This window comes from Pseudonocardia thermophila, from assembly GCF_900142365.1.
In the GTDB taxonomy this organism is placed as follows: Bacteria; Actinomycetota; Actinomycetes; order Mycobacteriales; family Pseudonocardiaceae; genus Pseudonocardia; species Pseudonocardia thermophila.
In genome coordinates this window covers 106567-123992 of sequence record NZ_FRAP01000011.1, presented here as the reverse complement: position 1 = coordinate 123992, position 17426 = coordinate 106567, and the positions used below count along the sequence as shown (strand labels likewise).

At 74.5% G+C, this 17426-nt stretch carries 11 protein-coding genes and 1 pseudogene; 8 read left to right on the top strand and 4 right to left on the bottom strand.

All coding sequences use genetic code 11. From position 1 onward, the window contains the following. Positions 1 to 24 precede the first annotated feature (24 nt). Both BUE41_RS15510 and BUE41_RS15505 read left to right on the top strand, forming a co-directional pair. Positions 25 to 1221 carry an acetate/propionate family kinase gene (locus tag BUE41_RS15510; RefSeq protein WP_073457822.1) on the top strand — a complete coding sequence of 399 codons (1197 nt, stop codon included), beginning with the start codon at positions 25 to 27 and terminating at the stop codon, positions 1219 to 1221. Next, a complete protein-coding gene (locus BUE41_RS15505) occupies positions 1218 to 3617 on the top strand; it encodes a phosphoketolase family protein (protein ID WP_073457821.1) in 2400 nt (799 codons plus the stop codon). The genes BUE41_RS15510 and BUE41_RS15505 overlap by 4 nt, the downstream gene beginning before the upstream one ends. Here the strand turns inward: BUE41_RS15505 and BUE41_RS15500 are convergent. Continuing rightward, positions 3569 to 4258 (bottom strand): TetR/AcrR family transcriptional regulator, encoded by a 690-nt coding sequence (locus BUE41_RS15500; RefSeq protein WP_159444915.1) that lies wholly within the window; start codon positions 4256 to 4258, stop codon positions 3569 to 3571. The genes BUE41_RS15505 and BUE41_RS15500 overlap by 49 nt on opposite strands. 78 nt (positions 4259 to 4336) lie before the next feature. On the opposite strand from BUE41_RS15500, the gene BUE41_RS15495 reads away from it, so the two are divergent. After that, the gene (locus tag BUE41_RS15495; RefSeq protein ID WP_073457819.1) at positions 4337 to 5662 is read left to right on the top strand and encodes an FAD-dependent oxidoreductase; all 1326 of its coding nucleotides are present in this window, start codon (positions 4337 to 4339) and stop codon (positions 5660 to 5662) included. Between the two features lie 3 nt (positions 5663 to 5665). On the opposite strand, the gene BUE41_RS15490 is transcribed toward BUE41_RS15495, so the two are convergent. The 3 genes and pseudogenes from BUE41_RS15490 to BUE41_RS32435 form a co-directional block, all read right to left on the bottom strand. After that, entirely contained in the window at positions 5666 to 6367 is a 702-nt protein-coding gene (locus tag BUE41_RS15490) for a DUF4386 domain-containing protein (RefSeq protein WP_073457818.1), read from the bottom strand. A gap of 158 nt (positions 6368 to 6525) precedes the next feature. Then, positions 6526 to 6984: a peptidoglycan-binding domain-containing protein gene (locus BUE41_RS15485; protein ID WP_073457817.1), complete on the bottom strand. Its 459-nt coding sequence runs from the start codon at positions 6982 to 6984 to the stop codon at positions 6526 to 6528. Between the two features lie 475 nt (positions 6985 to 7459). Then, positions 7460 to 7960: pseudogene (locus tag BUE41_RS32435) on the bottom strand (glutathione peroxidase); the annotation flags it as partial. A 440-nt stretch (positions 7961 to 8400) separates the two neighbouring features. On the opposite strand from BUE41_RS32435, the gene BUE41_RS15475 reads away from it, so the two are divergent. Genes BUE41_RS15475 through BUE41_RS15455 form a run of 5 tightly spaced genes read left to right on the top strand, consistent with a single transcriptional unit; the run spans position 8401 to position 17185 of the window. Next, positions 8401 to 9888 carry a glycosyltransferase family 2 protein gene (locus BUE41_RS15475; RefSeq protein ID WP_200803928.1) on the top strand — a complete coding sequence of 496 codons (1488 nt, stop codon included), beginning with the start codon at positions 8401 to 8403 and terminating at the stop codon, positions 9886 to 9888. Beyond that, positions 9885 to 11030 carry a glycoside hydrolase family 113 gene (locus tag BUE41_RS15470; RefSeq protein WP_073457816.1) on the top strand — a complete coding sequence of 382 codons (1146 nt, stop codon included), beginning with the start codon at positions 9885 to 9887 and terminating at the stop codon, positions 11028 to 11030. Before BUE41_RS15475 ends, BUE41_RS15470 begins: the two co-directional genes overlap by 4 nt. Then, the gene (locus BUE41_RS15465; protein WP_143172182.1) at positions 11027 to 13015 is read left to right on the top strand and encodes an acyltransferase family protein; all 1989 of its coding nucleotides are present in this window, start codon (positions 11027 to 11029) and stop codon (positions 13013 to 13015) included. Before BUE41_RS15470 ends, BUE41_RS15465 begins: the two co-directional genes overlap by 4 nt. Further along, positions 13005 to 15620, top strand: a complete 2616-nt coding sequence (locus BUE41_RS15460) for a serine/threonine-protein kinase (RefSeq protein WP_084755107.1) — start codon at positions 13005 to 13007, stop codon at positions 15618 to 15620. Before BUE41_RS15465 ends, BUE41_RS15460 begins: the two co-directional genes overlap by 11 nt. Then, positions 15617 to 17185 carry a glycosyltransferase family 39 protein gene (locus tag BUE41_RS15455; RefSeq protein ID WP_073457813.1) on the top strand — a complete coding sequence of 523 codons (1569 nt, stop codon included), beginning with the start codon at positions 15617 to 15619 and terminating at the stop codon, positions 17183 to 17185. The genes BUE41_RS15460 and BUE41_RS15455 overlap by 4 nt, the downstream gene beginning before the upstream one ends. Positions 17186 to 17426 lie beyond the last annotated feature (241 nt).

The following is a 17426-nucleotide window of genomic DNA, read 5'->3' as shown; positions in this document are numbered from 1 at the left end:
TAGCACCGAGGAGCGTGACCGGCGATGAGCGACGTCCTGGTCCTCAACGCGGGCTCGTCGACGATCAAGTACCGGCTGCTCGACGAATCCGGCGCGGCGGTCGCCGGCGGCCTGGTCGAGCGGATCGGCGAGACCGGGTCGCGGCTGGTCCACCGCAGCGGGGGCGACGAACGCGTCGTCGAGGAGCGGATCGACGATCACGCCGCCGGATACCGGCTGCTGTTCGCCGAGCTGGGCCACCCTGAGGACCAGCTGCTGGCCGTCGGGCACCGGATCGTGCACGGCGGCGCCCGGTTCACCGAGGCCACCCTCGTCGACGACGGCGTGCTGGCCGCCTTGGAGGAGCTCACCCCGCTCGCGCCGCTGCACAACCCGGCCGGGATCAGCGGGATCCACGTGGCCCGCGAGCACTACCCCGGGGTGCCGCAGGTCGCCGTGTTCGACACCGCCTTCCACCACACGATGCCTGCGCGGGCGCACCGCTACGCGCTGCCCCGCGAGCTCGCCGACCGCTACGGTATCCGGCGCTACGGGTTCCACGGCATCTCCCACGCCTACGTCGCCCGCCGCGCCGCCGAGCACCTGCGCCGCCCGCTCACGGACCTCGCCATGGTCAGCCTGCACCTGGGCAACGGGGCGAGCGCCGCCGCGGTCTCCGGGGGCCGCTCCGTCGACACGTCGATGGGGCTCACCCCGCTGAACGGGCTGGTCATGGGAACCCGAGCCGGCGACGCCGACCCGGGCGTGGTGTTCCACCTGCACCGTGAGGCCGGGCTGCCGGCCGAACAGATCGAGGACCTGCTCACCCGCCGCAGCGGGCTGCTCGGCCTGGCCGGGGCGAGCGATCTGCGCGAGGTGCACCGCCGCGCCGACGCCGGGGACCGCGCCGCCGCGGAGGCGCTGGAGCTGTACTGCTACCGCATCCGCTGCCACGTCGGGGCCTACGCGGCCGCGCTCGGCGGGCTCGACGCGCTCGTGTTCACCGCCGGCGTGGGCGAGCACGACCCGGCCGTGCGCGCCGAGGTCTGCCGAGGGCTCGCCCACCTCGGGATCGCCGTCGATCCCCACCGCAACACCGCCGACGAGTCCGGCCCGCGCACGATCTCCCCGCCCGACGCCGCCGTGGCCGTGCTCGTCGTGCCCACCGACGAGGAGAGCGAGGTCGCCCACGAGGCCCGCGCCCTCGTCGCCACCCGTCCAGCCGATCGGAGCACCGCATGACGACTACCGAGCACCCCGCGCCGGCCTCCGCCGACCGCACCGATCTGCGCCTGCTCGACGCCTGGTGGCGGGCGGCGAACTACCTGGCCGTCGGGCAGATCTACCTGATGGACAACCCGCTGCTGCGCGAGCCGCTCGCCCCGGAGCACGTCAAGCCGCGCCTGCTCGGTCACTGGGGCACCACCCCCGGCCTGACGTTCCTGTGGGCGCACCTGAACCGGGTCATCGTCCGCGACGACCTGCACGTCCTGTACGTGACCGGGCCCGGCCACGGCGGCCCGGCCGTGGTGGCGACGGCGTGGTTGGAGGGCACGTACTCGGAGCGGTACTCGCGGGTGTCGCAGGACGCGGACGGCATGAAGGAGCTGTTCCGCCAGTTCTCCTTCCCCGGCGGCATCCCCAGCCACGCCGCGCCGGAGACCCCCGGCTCGATCCACGAGGGCGGCGAGCTGGGCTACGCGCTCGCCCACGCGTACGGGGCTGCGTTCGACAACCCGGATCTGCTCGTCGCCTGCGTCATCGGCGACGGCGAGGCCGAGACGGGTCCGCTGGCCGCGTCGTGGCAGGGCAACAAGTTCCTGCACCCCGTCCACGACGGGACGGTGCTGCCGATCCTGCACCTCAACGGCTACAAGATCGCCAACGCGACCGTCACCGCCCGGATCACCCGCGAGGAGCTGATCGCCCAGTTGGAGGGGCACGGGCACCGCCTGTACGTCGTGGAGGGCGGGTTCGACGGCGAGGACCCGATGGCCGTGCACGAGCGGATGGCCGCGACGATGGACGAGATCGTCGCGGAGATCGCGCGCATCCGCACCCGCGCCGCCGAGCAGCTCGCCGCCGAGGGCCGCGTGGACCGGCCGCGCTGGCCCGCGCTGATCCTGCACACGCCGAAGGGCTGGACCGGGCCGCGGGAGGTCGACGGTCTGCCGGTCGAGGGCACCTGGCGGGCGCACCAGGTGCCGCTGGCCGGCACCCGCGACAACCCCGAGCACCGGGCTCAGCTGGAGGCGTGGCTGCGCTCGTACCGGCCCGAGGAGCTGTTCGACGACGACGGCGCGCCCCGGCCCGAGCTGGCTGCGCTGACCCCGTCGGGCGACGCGCGGATGAGCGCGATCCCGCACGCGAACGGCGGGGTGCTGCTGCGCGATCTGAAGCTGCCCGATTTCACCCAGCACGCCGTGGACGTGCCGCGGCCCGGCGCGACCCAGGCGAGCGCGACCGGGACGCTCGGCGCCTGGCTCGCCGACGTCGTGCGGGCCAACCCGACCACCTTCCGCATCGTGGGCCCCGACGAGACCGCGTCGAACCGGCTGCAGGCGGTGTTCGAGGCGACCGACCGCCAGTTCGTCGGCGAGATCCTGCCCACCGACGAGCACACCGCACAGCACGGCCGGGTGCTGGAGGTGCTGTCGGAGCACCTGTGCCAGGGCTGGCTGGAGGGCTACGTCCTCACCGGCCGGCACGGGCTGTTCAACTGCTACGAGGCGTTCATCCACATCGTCGACTCGATGTTCAACCAGCACGCGAAGTGGCTGGAGGCCAGCCGGCACATCCCGTGGCGGCGGCCGATCGCGTCGCTGAACTACCTGCTGTCCAGCCATGTGTGGCGCCAGGACCACAACGGGTTCTCCCACCAGGACCCCGGCTTCATCGACCACGTGCTGAACAAGAAGGCCGAAGTCGTTCGGGTCTACCTGCCGCCGGACGCGAACACGCTGCTGTCGACGATGGACCACTGCCTGCGCACCCGCGACTACGTGAACGTCGTCGTGGCCGGCAAGAACCCGGGCCCGCAGTGGTTGTCCGTCGACGAGGCGATCGCCCACTGCGCGCGCGGCATCGGCATCTGGGACTGGGCCTCCACCGACGGTGGCGCCGAGCCCGACGTCGTGCTCGGCTGCGCGGGCGACGTCCCCACCATCGAGACGCTCGCCGCGGCCGCGCTGCTGCGCGAGCACCTGCCGCAGCTGAAGGTGCGGGTGGTCAACGTCGTCGACCTGCTGCGGCTGCAGGACGCCCGCGAGCACCCGCACGGGCTCGCCGATCGCGAGTTCGACGCGTTGTTCACCACCGACAAGCCGGTCGTGTTCGCCCACCACGGCTACCCGTCGCTGATCCACCAGCTCACCTACCGGCGGACCAACCACTCGAACATCCACGTACGCGGGTACAAGGAGGAGGGCACGACCACCACGCCGTTCGACATGGTGATGCGCAATGACCTGGACCGGTTCCACCTGGTCGCCGACGTCATCGACCGGGTGCCGGGCCTGGCGGTCAAGCACGCGGCGCTGCGCCAGCACATGCTCGACGAGCGGCTGCGCTGCCGCCGCCACGCCTACACCTACGGCGTGGACGCCCCGGACGTCGCCGACTGGGTCTGGCCCGGCTGATCCGCCTCGCCCGGCGGGTGCCGGAACCGCGCCACCAGCCCGGTGAGCGTGTCGTGCCAGACGGGCGCGAGATCGGCGCCGTGGAGCATCCCCCAGAAGCCCGGGCCGTCCGGCGGCTGCCAGGTGGACATCTCTGACGAGCACAGCCCCTGGCAGGTGGCGTGGAAGGCGAAGCAGCACGCCACGTCCGTCCGGTCGGGGTGCACACCGCCGGCCGCGCGCAGCCGACGGACCCGGCTCCGCAGCGCCCGGTAGGTGTCGTAGGCGGTCTGCGCCACGGCCTCGTTCTCGAGCAGCTCGGCCGACACCTGCTCGAAGGTGAGCCGGAACAGGACCGGTTCCTCGAGCGCGAACGTGCGGAAGCCCTGCATCCCGACCGTCACCAGGTCGCCGGCCGGGTCGTCGGTCTCCGGCACGGCGGCGACCAGATCGACGAGCCGCGCGTACCCGCGCTGCGCCAGTGCGTCGAGCATGCCCTGGATCGACCCGAACACCGAGTAAACCGCTCGCGCGCTCGTGCCGGCCGCCTCGGCGACCGCCCGCACGGTCACCGCCTCCGGCCCGCCCGCGCGCAGCAGGGCGAGTGCCTCGTCGAGGAGCGCCTCGCCGGTCGCTTCGTCGTGCACCCGCCGTCGTCCCACGCTTGACAGCCTAACGTATGCCTGTAACGTTACATCGTAACGTATCAGCGTAACGAAATTAGGGACGGGGTGACAGCGATGGAGATCGATCGGGTCGTCGTGGTGGGTGGCGGGATCGCCGGCCTCGCGGCCGCGGCGGTGCTGGCGCGCCGTGCCGGGGAGGTGGTCCTCGTCGAACGGCACCCCGCGCCTGCGCTGCCCCCGCAGGCCGGGCTGCCGCACGCGATGCTGCTCTCCGGCGCGCTCGTCCTGAACGAGCTGTTCCCCGGCCTCGACGAGCGCCTGCGCGTCCGCGGTGCGGTGCCACCGGGGCCCGATCCGACGCACGTCCCGTGCCACTGGGCCGCGGCCGGGGCGGTGCGCCACGAGCTGCGCTTCCCCGACGTCGGACGGGGCCGGAGCCTCTGCAGCCGCGAGTTGATCCAGCAGGAGATGTGGGCGGCGGTGGAGCGGATCCCGAACGTGCGCCGGGAGCACGACACGGTCACCACCGCCGTCGGGCGCGGCGGTGCCGTCCACGGCGTCGCGCTGCGCTCCGGGCGGACGATCGAGGCCGATCTCGTGATCGACGCCGGTGGCCGCGGCCGCGGCGTGCCCACCGGGGTGCCGGATCCGCCGGTCACGGAGGTCGGCGTCGACATCCGCTACACGTCGTTCCTCGTCGAGCGGCAGGAAGGTGATCTCGACGGCGCGGTGGTCGCGGCGGTCCAGCACACCCCGCGCATCCCGCGCATGGGCATCGCGCTGCCGATGGAGGGCGGGCTCTGGCAGGTCGGGTTCGGCGCGTTCTTCGGCGAGGCCGGACCCACCGACCCTGCGGAGGTCCGCGAGTACGCCGCCGCGGCCTTCGCCGACCCGGTCCTCGCGCAGCTGCTCGACCGGCCGTTCCTCGACCGGCCGCGGCGGTACACGTTCCGCAGCGGCCTGCGCCGGCACTGGGAGCGGATGGCCCGACCGGTGCCGGGCTTCGTGGCGGTCGGGGACACCGTGGCGAGCGTCAACCCGATCTACGGCCAGGGCATGAGCTCGGCGCTGCTGCAGGTGCGTGAGCTGGGCCGGCTCGTCGACCGGTACGGCGTGGGCCCCTCGCTCGCGGCCGCCGCACCGAAGGCGCTGGCGAAGATCGCCGATGCCCCGTGGCACCTGTCGACGGGCGCGGACTTCACCTACGCCCGCACGACCGGCCCCCGTCCGCGCGACCAGGCCCGCATCAACGCCTACGTGTCCCGCGTGCTCCGGGCGGCCGCCGTCGACGACCGGGCGAACCTGGCGTTCACCTCGGTCACCCACCTCATGGCACCGCCCGCGGCGCTCTTCGCCCCGCCCGTGGTGGCCGCCGCGCTGCGCCACGGCGCACCGCCGAAGACGCCCGCCGATCCGGCCCGGGCCGGTGCGGCAGCCTGACCCCTACACCGTGGCCGGCGCCGAAGGGATCCCGCCCGGCCCGGGGTCGGCCACCCGCACGCCCTTCACGACCAGGTACACGCCGAGCGAGAACTCCCACACCGCGATCGGGAGGGCGGCGAGCGCGGACACCGGGGACACCCGGTCCCACAGCCCGAACAGGGTGGCGAGGTCCGACGCCAGCAGCAGCGCCGCTCCGGCGAACCCGATCAGCGCCAGCACCCGCGGCACGAGGTGGAACCGGTGGAGCACGCTGCCCAGCAGCAGCGCGTTCGCCGCCGGGATCAGCCCCTGGCTGAGCAGGAAGTCCGCGTCGTAGAAGGCGACGAGCGCCCGGGCGACCGGCAGCTCGCCCGCTTCGACCCGCTTCATGGCGACGACGGCGAGCAGGCTCGCGACGCCGACGAGGATCGCGGTCCCCTCGACGATCCGCGCCGCGACGAACCCGAGCGCCCGCGCCTCGGCGTACCGGCGCAGCACCGGGTACAGCGCGACAGCGGTCCCGATGCACGCGACGGCGACGATCACCTCCAGGATCCCGCCGACCACCACCGGCTCCCAGGGCGCGCCGCCGGTGAGGAAGTCCGGCTCGTGCACGTGGCCGTAGAGGACCAGCGTCGGGATGGAGACGAAGGTGAGCAGGTAGCAGCCGCCGGCGATCCGGGCGAGCCTCTGCGTGGGAACTGCGGTGTCGACGGCGGTCATGGCCGTGCCTCTCTGCGGATACCGGAACCACTCTGACTCGCTCGGCGCGACCGCCGGGTTACCCGCGGACGGCGAGGAGCGGCGACCGGTCCACGGTGGGTGGGGGTCGTCGCTCCTCGGCGCGGTGGTGCCGTCTTCTGTTGTCAGGCGTCCCTGCGTCAGTTGTTCATCCCGTTCATCTGGTTGTTGCCGTGGGCCAGGAAGTTCGCCAGCGCGGCCTGGGTGGCGGCGTTCATCTCACCGGTCTGCGGCAGCCCCGCGTCGCGCTGCAGGTACGTGATCGCCTGCCTGGTCTGCGCGTTCATGATCCCGTTGATCGGGCCCTGGTAGTAGTTGAGCTGCGCGAGCTCGTTCTGCAGCTTCTCGATCGCGGCCGAGGGCTTCACCGGCGGGGTCACGTGGTGGTGCGCGCTGCCGCCGTGCGCGGACCCGCCGTCGATCACGACCGCACCGGACGGCGCCGGCACGGCCTGCTCGGACGTGCCACCCAGGCCGATCACGAGACCGGTGGCGATCCCGGCACCGGCGAGCAGGCCGGCGGCGGCGAGGGCGATGCCGCGGCCGCGGCCGTTCTTCTGCGCGACCGGAGCAGCGGGGGCGGGGGTGGTGGTGATCATCTGGATCAGCTCCTTCGTGGTGTTCCCCGGGGTGTTTCCCCGGTGCCACAAAGGTCTCGCGAACCGGCTTCCGGCACCGTCGGGCGAGCGGCCGGTGTCCAGTGCGAACCCGGTGTCGGCCGATCGGTGGACCCCCGGGTCGCCCCCCCTGCAGGGAACACGCGCCCGGGAACATGCGCCCGAGAACACGGAAGCCGCACGAGGACCGTCCTCGTGCGGCTCCGTCGTGACGCGGTACCCGTCAGCTCGCGCGCTGGATCTCCACCTCGGTGTCCACCTGCGCCGGCACCTTCAACCACCGGCTCGGGGTGTCCTCGATCAGCGCGACCATGGCGTCGTTGCCGAAGAAGGCCGGATCGATCCGGGTCACCTGCAGCTCGACGTCGCGGGCGGGCACGCGCACCCGGTCGCCCGGCCGGACGTCGGCGGCGACGCCCTTCTCCCAGCCCTGCTCGCCGCTCGGGGTGGACGCGTCGAGGGCGGCCTCGATCGCGCTGGTCACGGCCTCGTCGGTCGGGGCGGTGCGCGGCCGGAACCGCCCGATCACCTGGCCGGACCGCGACACGAGGAACTTCTCGAAGTTCCACTCCACGTCACCGGCCCGGCCCTCCGCGTCGGGGTGCGCGGTGAGCCGGGTGAACAGCGGGTGGCGCGACTGGCCGTTCACGTCCAGCCGCTCCAGCAGCGGGAACGTGACCCCGTAGGTCGCCGAGCAGAAGGTCGCGATCTCCTCCGGCGTCCCCGGCTCCTGGCCGGCGAACTGGTTGCACGGGGCGCCGAGGACGGTGAACCCGCGGTCGCCGTAGCGCTTCTGCAGCTCCTCGAGGCCCTCGTACTGCGGGGTCAGCCCGCACTTCGACGCCACGTTCACGACCAGCACCACCTTGTCGCGCAGCGTCGCCGGATCCAGCGGGGACCCGTCGAGGGCGACCAGGTCCACGTCGAACACGCTCGTGTCAGCACTCACACCGCACATCTTGCGCGGTGCGACCGGGGTGGTGGGAGCCGCGTCGGGGACCGCGGGAAGATTCCATTGTGGACTTTCGGGACGACTCCCCGGCGCTGCGGAGCTCCCCGGAACGGCCGACCGGCATCGCCGGGGCGGCGGTCGGCGCTGGGAAGGAACACGACGGTGGACGGGCGGACGGTGGCCAACCCGATCCTGACCTGCAGGAACCGTCGTCGGCGCCGGCCGGGGTTGCCGGTCGGTAAGCAAAGGCTGACGCCCGCGCGACGATCACGTCCCGCCGCGGGCATTCCGGCTCCCGGCCCCGGACGGCGATGCTTGCGGCCATGGCGAGCGGGGGTACCGGGGCGGCGGTGGCGACCGTCACAACATCGATCGGTGCAGCATCGTCCGGTGCCGCTGCTGCTCGGTCTGTCGAGAGCGGTCCACGATCGACGTCGGGGGGAGGCGTGACGACGACCGGGAGCACCGCCGCCACCACACCCACTCCCCGGTACCCCGCGAGCCCGCAGCCCACCGTCCGGCTTCAGGTCCCGCCCCGGCTGCAGCCCCCGAGCCCGGTACGGCCGGGCGTGACGTCGTTCGTCGTGACGTTCCTGGTGGCGATCTCGGTCTCCGGCTGGACCTTCTCCCAGCAGGGCGCCACGACCGGGACCCTCTCGTGGGTCACCACCATCCTCTGGACGTTGCCGTGCAGCGCCTCGCTGATCGGCATCGCCGGCGCGATCCGCACCCTCCGCCGCCTGCGCGGGCTGCGCCGCGAGCCGCCCCCGCCGCCGGTCCACGACGCGAAGCTGCTGGTCGTCGTCCCCACGATCGGTCGGTTCGCGACCTACCCGGCGTTGGAGCGGGTCGTGCGCTCCTACCGCCGCGCCCTGCCCACCCACTTCCCCCGCATGCGCGTCGACGTCGTCGTGGAGGAGGGCTGCGAGGCGCTCGGCCGGATCGCCCTGCTCGCCGGCCCGCAGGTGCGCATCGTGATCGTGCCCCGGGCCTACCGCACCCCCGCCGGCACCCGGTTCAAGGCCCGCGCCAACCACTACGCCCACGAGCTGCGCATCCGCGAGGGCGAGGCCCGCGACGACGTGTGGGTGCTGCACATGGACGACGACACCGGCGTCGACGTGGACACCAGCGCGGCGATCGCCCGCTTCGTGCACGCCCAGCGCGGCCGCGGCGCCGCCGCGAAGCACCTCGCCCAGGGCGTGCTCACCTACCCGCGCGAGCACGGGGCGCAGCGGCTGCTGTGGCTCGCCGACGCCGTCCGCCCCGCGTGCGATCTGTCGACCTTCGCGCTCACCACCGGTACCGGCACCCCCCGGGCCGGCGTGCACGGCGAGCTGCTGCTGGTCCGCGCCTCGGTCGAGGCCGAGATCGGCTGGGACTTCGGGCCCCGCGCCATCGTCGAGGACGCCCAGTTCGCGCTGCACTTCGCCGACCGCTACCCGGGCCGCAGCGACTGGTTCGCCGGCCGGTCCCTCGGGGCGACGCCGGCGAGCGTCACCGATCTGGTGCGCCAGCGCGAGCGCTGGGCCTGGGGGCTGATGGAGCTGTCGGTGAACCGATCGGTGCCGCTGCGCCATCGGCTCCTGCTGATCCACAACATGATCATCTGGGGCTGCGGGCCGCTGCAGCACGTCGCCGTCGTCCTCGTCGCCGGCGCGCTGCTGGGCGACCTCGACACCCTGCCCGTGACCGCGGCGCTCCTGCCGGTGTGGGCGATGAACATCGCCTACCAGGTCTGGACCTACTGGGAGGGGCTCAAGCTCAACGCCCGCGCCTCCGCCGACGGCCGTCGGCGCTGGTGGGAGCGGATCGCTGTGGTCGCGCTCATGCCGCTGTTCTCCCTGTGGGAGGCCGCGGGCGTGCTCTGCGGCGTCGTCCGCTTCGTGCGCCACGGCGAGACCACCTTCACCGTGATCGCGAAGCCGCTGTGAACCGCACGAGCCTCATCCGCTGGACCGCCGGTGTCGCCGCGGCGCTGGCGGTCGCGCTGGGCAGCTGGACCGTCCCGGCCGCCGAGCCCGACCCGCCGGTCGCCCGGGCGCTGCTGTCGGCCACCGGACCCGTCCCGACCCCACCGCGGACCGGGCCCGCGGTCGCCGCGCCCTGGCGGCCCGGCGTGCCCGAGCTGGGGGTGCAGGTCTACTGGGTCAACAACCCCGATGACCCCGACGAGGTGGTGCTCGCGAAGGCCCGTCGGCTGTTCGCCCAGGTGATCGGCATGGAGGCCAACGCCGTGGCGATCACCTTCCCGTTCTTCACCGAGTCGCTCACCGCGAGCACGGTGCACGCCGACGAGCGCACGCCCTCTCCCGAGCGGGTCGGGCTCGTGCTCGCCCAGGCGAAGGCGATGGGTCTGCGCACCACGCTGCGGCCGCTGCTGGACGAGGCGAACCTGATGGAGCAGGACCCGCGCGCGTGGCGCGGCAAGCTGCTGCCGGCCGACGTCGACGCGTGGTACGCCTCCTACGAAGCGTTCCTGACGCCGTACCTGCACGTCGCCCAGCGCGTCGGTGTGGACACGGTGGTCGTGGGTGCCGAGCTGAACACGCTGCAGCGCGACCGGCACTGGGTCGGGCTGGTCGCCCGCGCCCGCGAGGTCTACCGCGGCCAGCTGTCCTACTCGGCCAACTGGGACGCCTACACCTCCGCGCAGGCCGGGATCCCGGTCGACGTCGTCACCGTCGACGCCTACCCGTGGCTCGACGTGACCCCGCGCGACGACGAGGAGCGGCTCACCACCGCCTGGTCGCAGTGGCTCGCCGAGGCCCGCATCGGCCCGGGCGTCGTGCTCTCCGAGGTCGGCGCCGCCGCGGAGGCGGAGACCCTGCTCAACCCCGCTGTCCCGCACCGGGACGGCGCGGAGCTCGACGAGGACGTCCAGCGGCGCTGGTTCGTCGCCGCCTGCCGCGCGGCCCGCGACCGCGACCTGGGCGGGCTGTACTGGTGGAAGATCGGCTTCGACGTGGACCCGGCCGCCGCCGATCCCGTCAACGACCTGCACGACTCCTGGCTCGGCCGCGCGGCCCAGCCGGCGATGCGCGACTGCTTCGCTGAGTGGGGGCGGGCGGGATGAGCGCCGTCGCGCCCGGGCGCGCCGTTCCGCCGGCCGTCACGGCCTTCGCCGGGCTGGCCGTCCTCGTGGTGGCGCTGCAGACCAGCGGTGGGTTCGCCGTCGAGCTGCTCGGCCCCGATCTCGTGCTCGCCGCAGCCGGGTTCGTCGTGACGGTCACCGTGCTCACGGCGAAGGACACCGCGGGCTGGCCGGTCCGCCTCGGTGCCTGGTACCGCGACCAGCTCGGCCGGCACGGCCCGCTGCTGCTGCTCGTGCTGCTGGCCGGGCTCGCCGCGGTCGCGCTCCTCGGCCGCACCCAGCAGGTCGGGCAGGCCGCCGTCGACGCGGCCGGCGGGCTGCTGGGGGTGCAGAACTGGGTGGAACTCCTGCGGGCCGGCGCTCTGCCGCTCCCCCCGGAACTCACCGATCTGCTCTTCGCGCACGGGGACTGGTACGCCACCCGACTCGACCGGATCGACCCGTTCGGGACGCTGTGGCTGATCGCCCTGCTGGTGCAGTTCACGCTGCTCTGGCCGCTGGTGCTGCACGGCCTGCGGTGGGTGCTGCGCGTGCGCGCGGGCCGCGGGGCGCTGCGGATCGTCGCCGTGGTGGCCCTGCTGGCGGTGCTCTCGGTCGCCGCGGGCCTGCTGCGGGCCCGCTGGGGCGCCGACCCGGTCGAGCTGGCGTTCGGCAGCCACGTGCGGGCCGCCGAGTTCCTGCTCGGCGCCACCGCGGGAGCCACGGCCGCGGCCCTGCCCCGGCCGACGCACCGGGCCGCGTGGCCGCTCGCGGCGCTCGGCCTCGGCGGACTCGTCGCGTCCGCCGTCGTGGCGACGCGCTGGCGCGAGGACTGGCTCGCCACCGGCGGGCCCGCGTCCGCCGCGCTCGCCACCGCCCTGGTGCTGCTGGCGCTGCACCTCGACAGCGGCGAGCCGGCCGGGAAGCTCGCCGGGGTGCTCGGCCGGGGGCTGCCGCTCGAGCTGGGCCGCTCGGCGTACCCGATCCTGCTGCTGCACGCCCCGGTGTTCTGGCTGATCCAGCTCGCGGTGCCGGGGGCGCGGCCGTTCGCGCTCATCGCCGTCGGCACCGCGCTGGCCTGGTTCCTCGGCCTCCTCGTGCAGGACGGCCTGCTGCGCCGCCGCCGCGACGCCGCCGCCGGCCACCCGCCCCGCATCGGCGCGGTGCTGCGGGCCGGGCTCGCGGCCGCGCTGGTCGCCGGGCTCGCCGCGACCGTCGTGCTCGCTGACCGGCGCCCGGTCGGGAGCACCGGCGGACCCGCCGTCCTCGTCCTCGGCGGCTCCAGCGGGGCCGATGCCGCCGCGGCCCTCGCGGCGTCGCGGTTCTCCGTGGTCGACGCGACCCGCCCCGGGTGCGGCTTGCTGCCCGACCCGCCCGTGCCGGACTCGCCGAGCCGCCCGACCGCGCTCGCCCAGGCCCCGCTACCGGCCCCGGACTGCACCGGCACCGCAGCCCGCTGGCGGGCCGCGGTCGCCGCCACCCGGCCGGTCGCGGTCGTGCTCGACCTGTCCGCCGACGCGGCGCCGCGCCGGGCGCCGAGCACCCTGCCGGCACCGTGCGACCCGGCGTTCCGGGCGCTCTACCGGGCGCTGGTCACCGACGCCGTCGGGGCGCTCACCGCTGGCGCACCCGGCCGTCCGGTCCTCGTCCCCGCGCTGGGCACCGACACCGGCCGTCCGTCCGCCGACGCCCGCAGCAGCTGCCTCGACGCGCTGCTCGTCGAGGCGGTGGCGACGCACGCCGCGCTCGTCCGGTTCGACCCCGACGGGCCCTTGTGCCCAGTCGGGTACTGCCGCACCGTGGGGGAGCCGGGCGCGCCCCGGTTCGGCGACGGCGTTCACCTCACCGGGGCCGGGATCGCGGCGCTGGCCGGGCCGCTGGAGGACCGGCTGGTGACCCTGCTGGCCCCGGACGCGACGGCGACCCGGACGCGCGGCTTCGCCACGGGCTGCGCACCGGATCGGGAGGGGATCGAGGATGGGTGCTGACCCGGTGGTGGGCCCCACGGGCGGGTCGGCCGCCGACGAGCCGACCCGCATCATCGGCATGTTCGGGCACTACCGCCTGGACGAGGTCATCGGCCGGGGCGGGATGGGCGTCGTCTACCGGGCCTACGACACCCGCCGCAACCGCGTCGTCGCGATCAAGCGGATGCCCCGCCACCTCGCCACCGACGAGGAGTTCCGCACCCGGTTCCAGCGCGAGTCGGCGCTCGCGGCCAAGCTGCGGGAACCGCACGTCGTCCCGATCCACGACTACGGCGAGATCGACGGCCAGCTCTACATCGACATGCGCCTGGTCGAGGGTGTCGACCTCGGCACCGTGCTCAGGAAGGGGCCGCTCACGCTGCCCCGCGCCGTCGACATCGTCTCGCAGATCGCCGACGCCCTCGACGCCGCGCACGAGGACGGCCTGGTCCACCGGGACGTGAAGCCGTCCAACATCCTGCTCGTCGGCAAACCCGAGCAGGTGGTGGAGCGCGGGTTCGCCTACCTCACCGACTTCGGCGTGGCCGCCAACATCGGCGGCTCCACCCTCAGCCGGCCCGGGCTCGCGCTCGGCACCGCGTCGTACATGGCGCCCGAGCGGATGGTCGGTGAGCCGTGGGACCACCGCGTCGACGTCTACTCGCTGGCCTGCCTGCTGTTCGAGATCGTGGTCGGCCACAAGCCGTACCTGGCCGACGACCTGCTGGGGCAGCTGCAAGCGCACCTCAACCGGCCGATCCCGCGCCCGTCGGAGCTGGCCGACGGCGTGCCGCCGGGGCTGGACGACATCATCGCCACCGGCATGGCGAAGAAGGCCGCCGACCGCTACGACAGCTGCGGCGCCCTCGCCGCCGCGGCCCGGGAGCTGCTGGAGACCTGGACCCCGCCCGTGGCGCCCGCGGTGGCGCCGGTGATCGCCGAGTCGACGCTCACCGCCGACGCGCTCCGCCCCGTTGCGGGCTCAGCACCGCCCACCACGACCGCCGACGCCTCGTCACTGCCGCCGGTCGAGACGCCGTCCGTCGCGGCCCCCGCGGTCGCGGCTGCCCCGTCCTCGGGCGCGGACTCGGCGCCCGAGGACACCGTGACGTCGTCCGGTGAGGTCCCGGCAGCCGACGGGACGCCGTCCGGCCCGGTGGGGCCTGACTCGTCCGGGCCGCGCGTCACCCTGAGCAAGGCGCCGGCCGAGGAGACCGTCACGGCGTCCGGTGAGACCCCGGTCGCCGTGCCCGAGCCGCCGACCGAGGTGCAGCCGCCGCCCCCGCCGCCGGCACCGCCCGAGCCGACCGAGCGCCCCCCCGCACCCGAGGCACCCCAGCAGGGGTTCTGGGAGACCCCCGCCACCGCGGCCACTACCCCGCATCCGCCGGTCGCCCCGGCGACCACCGGTCCGACCGACCTCGGCGATGACCCGCTCGCCGGGCCGACCTGGAAGCTCGCCGGCCCAGCACCGCGGCCGGCGGGCTGGCCGGCCGATCCCGGCTCGGACCCGACCGTGGTCACGATCCCCCGCCGGCCGACGCCGGCGCCGGTGCTCCCGGGGCGGGGCTTCGAACCCGAGGCAGCGGTCTCCGGTCCGACGGACCGCGCACCGCGCCGGCGCAAGCGGACGAGCCCGCTGCTGATCGTCATCGGGTCGGTGCTGTCCGCGCTGGCCGTCGCGGGAGTGATCATGCTGGCGCTGTTCGTCTTCCAGCCGCCGGCCCGGCCGGTGCTCACCACCGTGGCCACCTTCACCACCGGCGCCGCACCGGCCGAGATCGCGCTGAGCCCCGACGGGAGCCGCGCCTACATCACGAACAAGGACGCGGGCACCCTCTCCGTGCTCGACACCGCCACCGGCGAGCCCGTCGCCGCGCCGATCCCCGTCGGGGCCCTCCCCAACAGCGTGCGGGTCTCGGCCGACGGCAGCCGGGTGTTCGTCACGACCACCGGCTCCGGCACCGTCACGATCGTCGACGCGGCGACGAACACGGTCGCCGCGACCGTGCCGATCGGCGGGTTCGTCGACGGCATCGCCCTCTCCCCCGACGGCACCCGGCTCTACGCGGGGGTGGCCGACCGCGGCGAGATCGTCACGATCGACGTCGCCACCACGCGCCGGATCGGCCGACCGATCAAGGTCGGCGACCAGCCGTACGGCATGGACATCAGCCCCGACGGCCGCCGCCTCTACGTACCGAACTTCGGCACCGACGACGTCTCGGTGATCGACACGCAGACCGGCGCGGTCGTGGCCACCGTGCCGGTCGGGGACGCCCCGCTGGGTGCGGTGGTCAGCCCGGACGGCTCCCGCCTCTACGTCACCAACCAGGACGGCGGAACCGTCTCGATCCTCGACACCGCCACGAACGCGGTGATCGGGACGGTCGCGATCGGGCCGAGCCCGGTCGGGATCGCGCTCAGCCGTGACGGCGGGCAGCTGTACGTGACCGGCCGCGACGGCGACTTCGTGCGGGTGCTCACCACCGGGGACCGGTCGCTGTCGGAGCCGGTCGCGGCCCCGGCCGGGCCGGTGGCGATCGCCGTCGCACCGGACGGGCGGGTCCTGGTGGTCGGTGAGCGCGCCGACGCGGTCTCCGTGATGCGGCCGGGGCGGGCATGACCCACGCCGCACCCGCCGCGGCCCGCCCGTGGTGGGTGGGAGCGGTCGTCGCGGTGACCGTGGGCGCGCTCGTGCTGCGCCTGGTCGGGATCGCCGAGAAGAGCCTGTGGGTGGACGAGGCGTTCAGCTGGTGGCTCGCCGTGCAGCCGCTGGACGCGATCTGGAGCTACGTGCTGCTGGTCGACCAGCACCCGCCGGTGTACTACTCGCTGCTGCACCTGTGGCTCGCGCCCGACGACCGGGAGACCGGGCTGCGGGTGTTCTCGGCGCTGTGGGGCGTCGCCACGGTGCCGGTGGTGGCCCTGATCGGCCGCCGGGTCGCGGGACCGGTCGTCGGTCTGCTCGCGGCGGTGCTGCAGGCGGTGTCCCCCCTGCACGTCTGGTACGCGCAGCAGGCGCGGATGTACACGATGCTGACGTTCTTCGCCGCCCTCGCGACGCTCGCCGCCCTGTACCTGCTCGACACCCGCGGTCGGACGCAGCGCGAGATCCGGTCCGCCGTCGCCGGGCTCGCGGTGGGTGTGGCCGGCACGATGCTCAGCCACAACATCGGTGTGCTGCTGCCGGTGGTGCTCGCCGGGGTCGTGGCGGTCGTCGCGGTGCGCCGGCGGACACCCCCTCGCGTCGTCGCCCCCGACGGGGCGGTCGACCCGGGCGCCACCGTGCTGATCAGCGCGCAGCGGCGCACCGATCTGCGCCCGCTCGCGCTCGGGCTGGGGCTCGGGCTGGCCGGCTGGCTGCCGTGGCTGCCCGGATTCCTCAAGCAGGCCGGGCAGGTGGACGCCGAGTTCTGGCTGCCCCCGCCGACGCTCGGCGCGCTCGCCGAGCACCTGCGCAACATGCTCAGCGCGCACGCCCCCGGCCCGCTGACCGCCGTCGTGGCGCTCGCCGCGGTCGGGCTCGCCGTGGCGGGATGTCTGAGGCTGCGCGGCCGGCCGGAGGCGTTGCTGCTGCTCGCGCTGTTCGCCGGCCCGCTGCTGCTGGAGCTGCTGGCCAGCATCCGCCGCCCCATCTTCTACTCGCAGACGCTGATCTGGACGTCGGTGCCGCTGATCGTGCTCGCCGCCGTCGCGCTGTCCCGGATCCGCCGGCGCGCGCTGGTCGCGGCGGCCACGGCCGCGCTCCTCGTCCTCAACACCGTCTCGCTGGTCTCCTACTACCGGGCCGGGAGCACGGAGGACTGGGAGGGCGCCGCGCTGTACCTGGCCGAGGCCGCGGAGCCGGGCGATCTCGTGCTGTTCAACGCCGGGTGGACGCGGATCCCGTTCGACTTCTACTACACGGGCGTGGGCCCGCGGATCGACGAGCACGGGGTGCCCGCCGAGCTGTTCGAGCGGGGCGTGCTGGAGCCGCGGATGACGCAGGCCGACGTACCGCGGATCGACGAGCTGCTGCGCGGGCACCGGCGCGTCTGGCTCGTCTACAGCCACGACTGGTACACCGACCCCGACGGCATCGTCGGCCGGCACCTCGACTCCGTGCTCGAGCGGGTGGCCGAGCAGCGGTTCACCGCGATCGTCCTGCGTGAGTACGCACTCCCGTCGATCGACGCGCCCGCAGGCTGATCCCGCCGCCCGCTGCGGTCCCCGCGCTGGCGGGCGAACCGTTCGGCGAGTCCCGCATCCGGCCCGGCGAGTCCAGCGTCTCGTCGGCCGAGTCCCGCGTTCCGGCCGAGGCGCGGCGGGGATAGCGGCGGTCCGCGCCGATTTCCGTATCCGCATCAGTTTCCTGACCCGTCCCCGAGCACCTGGAGATCGCCTGAGCGATCGCGCTGCCCGCACCCGAACCCGAACGCCCGAGCCACGC

Coding starts and splice junctions, on each gene's coding strand:
- BUE41_RS15495 (WP_073457819.1), top strand. CDS start 4,337: ATGGAGATCGATCGGGTCGTCGTGGTGGGTGGCGGGATCGCCGGCCTC.
- BUE41_RS15490 (WP_073457818.1), bottom strand. CDS start 6,367: ATGACCGCCGTCGACACCGCAGTTCCCACGCAGAGGCTCGCCCGGATC.
- BUE41_RS15485 (WP_073457817.1), bottom strand. CDS start 6,984: ATGATCACCACCACCCCCGCCCCCGCTGCTCCGGTCGCGCAGAAGAAC.
- BUE41_RS15455 (WP_073457813.1), top strand. CDS start 15,617: ATGACCCACGCCGCACCCGCCGCGGCCCGCCCGTGGTGGGTGGGAGCG.
- BUE41_RS15465 (WP_143172182.1), top strand. CDS start 11,027: ATGAGCGCCGTCGCGCCCGGGCGCGCCGTTCCGCCGGCCGTCACGGCC.
- BUE41_RS15460 (WP_084755107.1), top strand. CDS start 13,005: ATGGGTGCTGACCCGGTGGTGGGCCCCACGGGCGGGTCGGCCGCCGAC.
- BUE41_RS15505 (WP_073457821.1), top strand. CDS start 1,218: ATGACGACTACCGAGCACCCCGCGCCGGCCTCCGCCGACCGCACCGAT.
- BUE41_RS15510 (WP_073457822.1), top strand. CDS start 25: ATGAGCGACGTCCTGGTCCTCAACGCGGGCTCGTCGACGATCAAGTAC.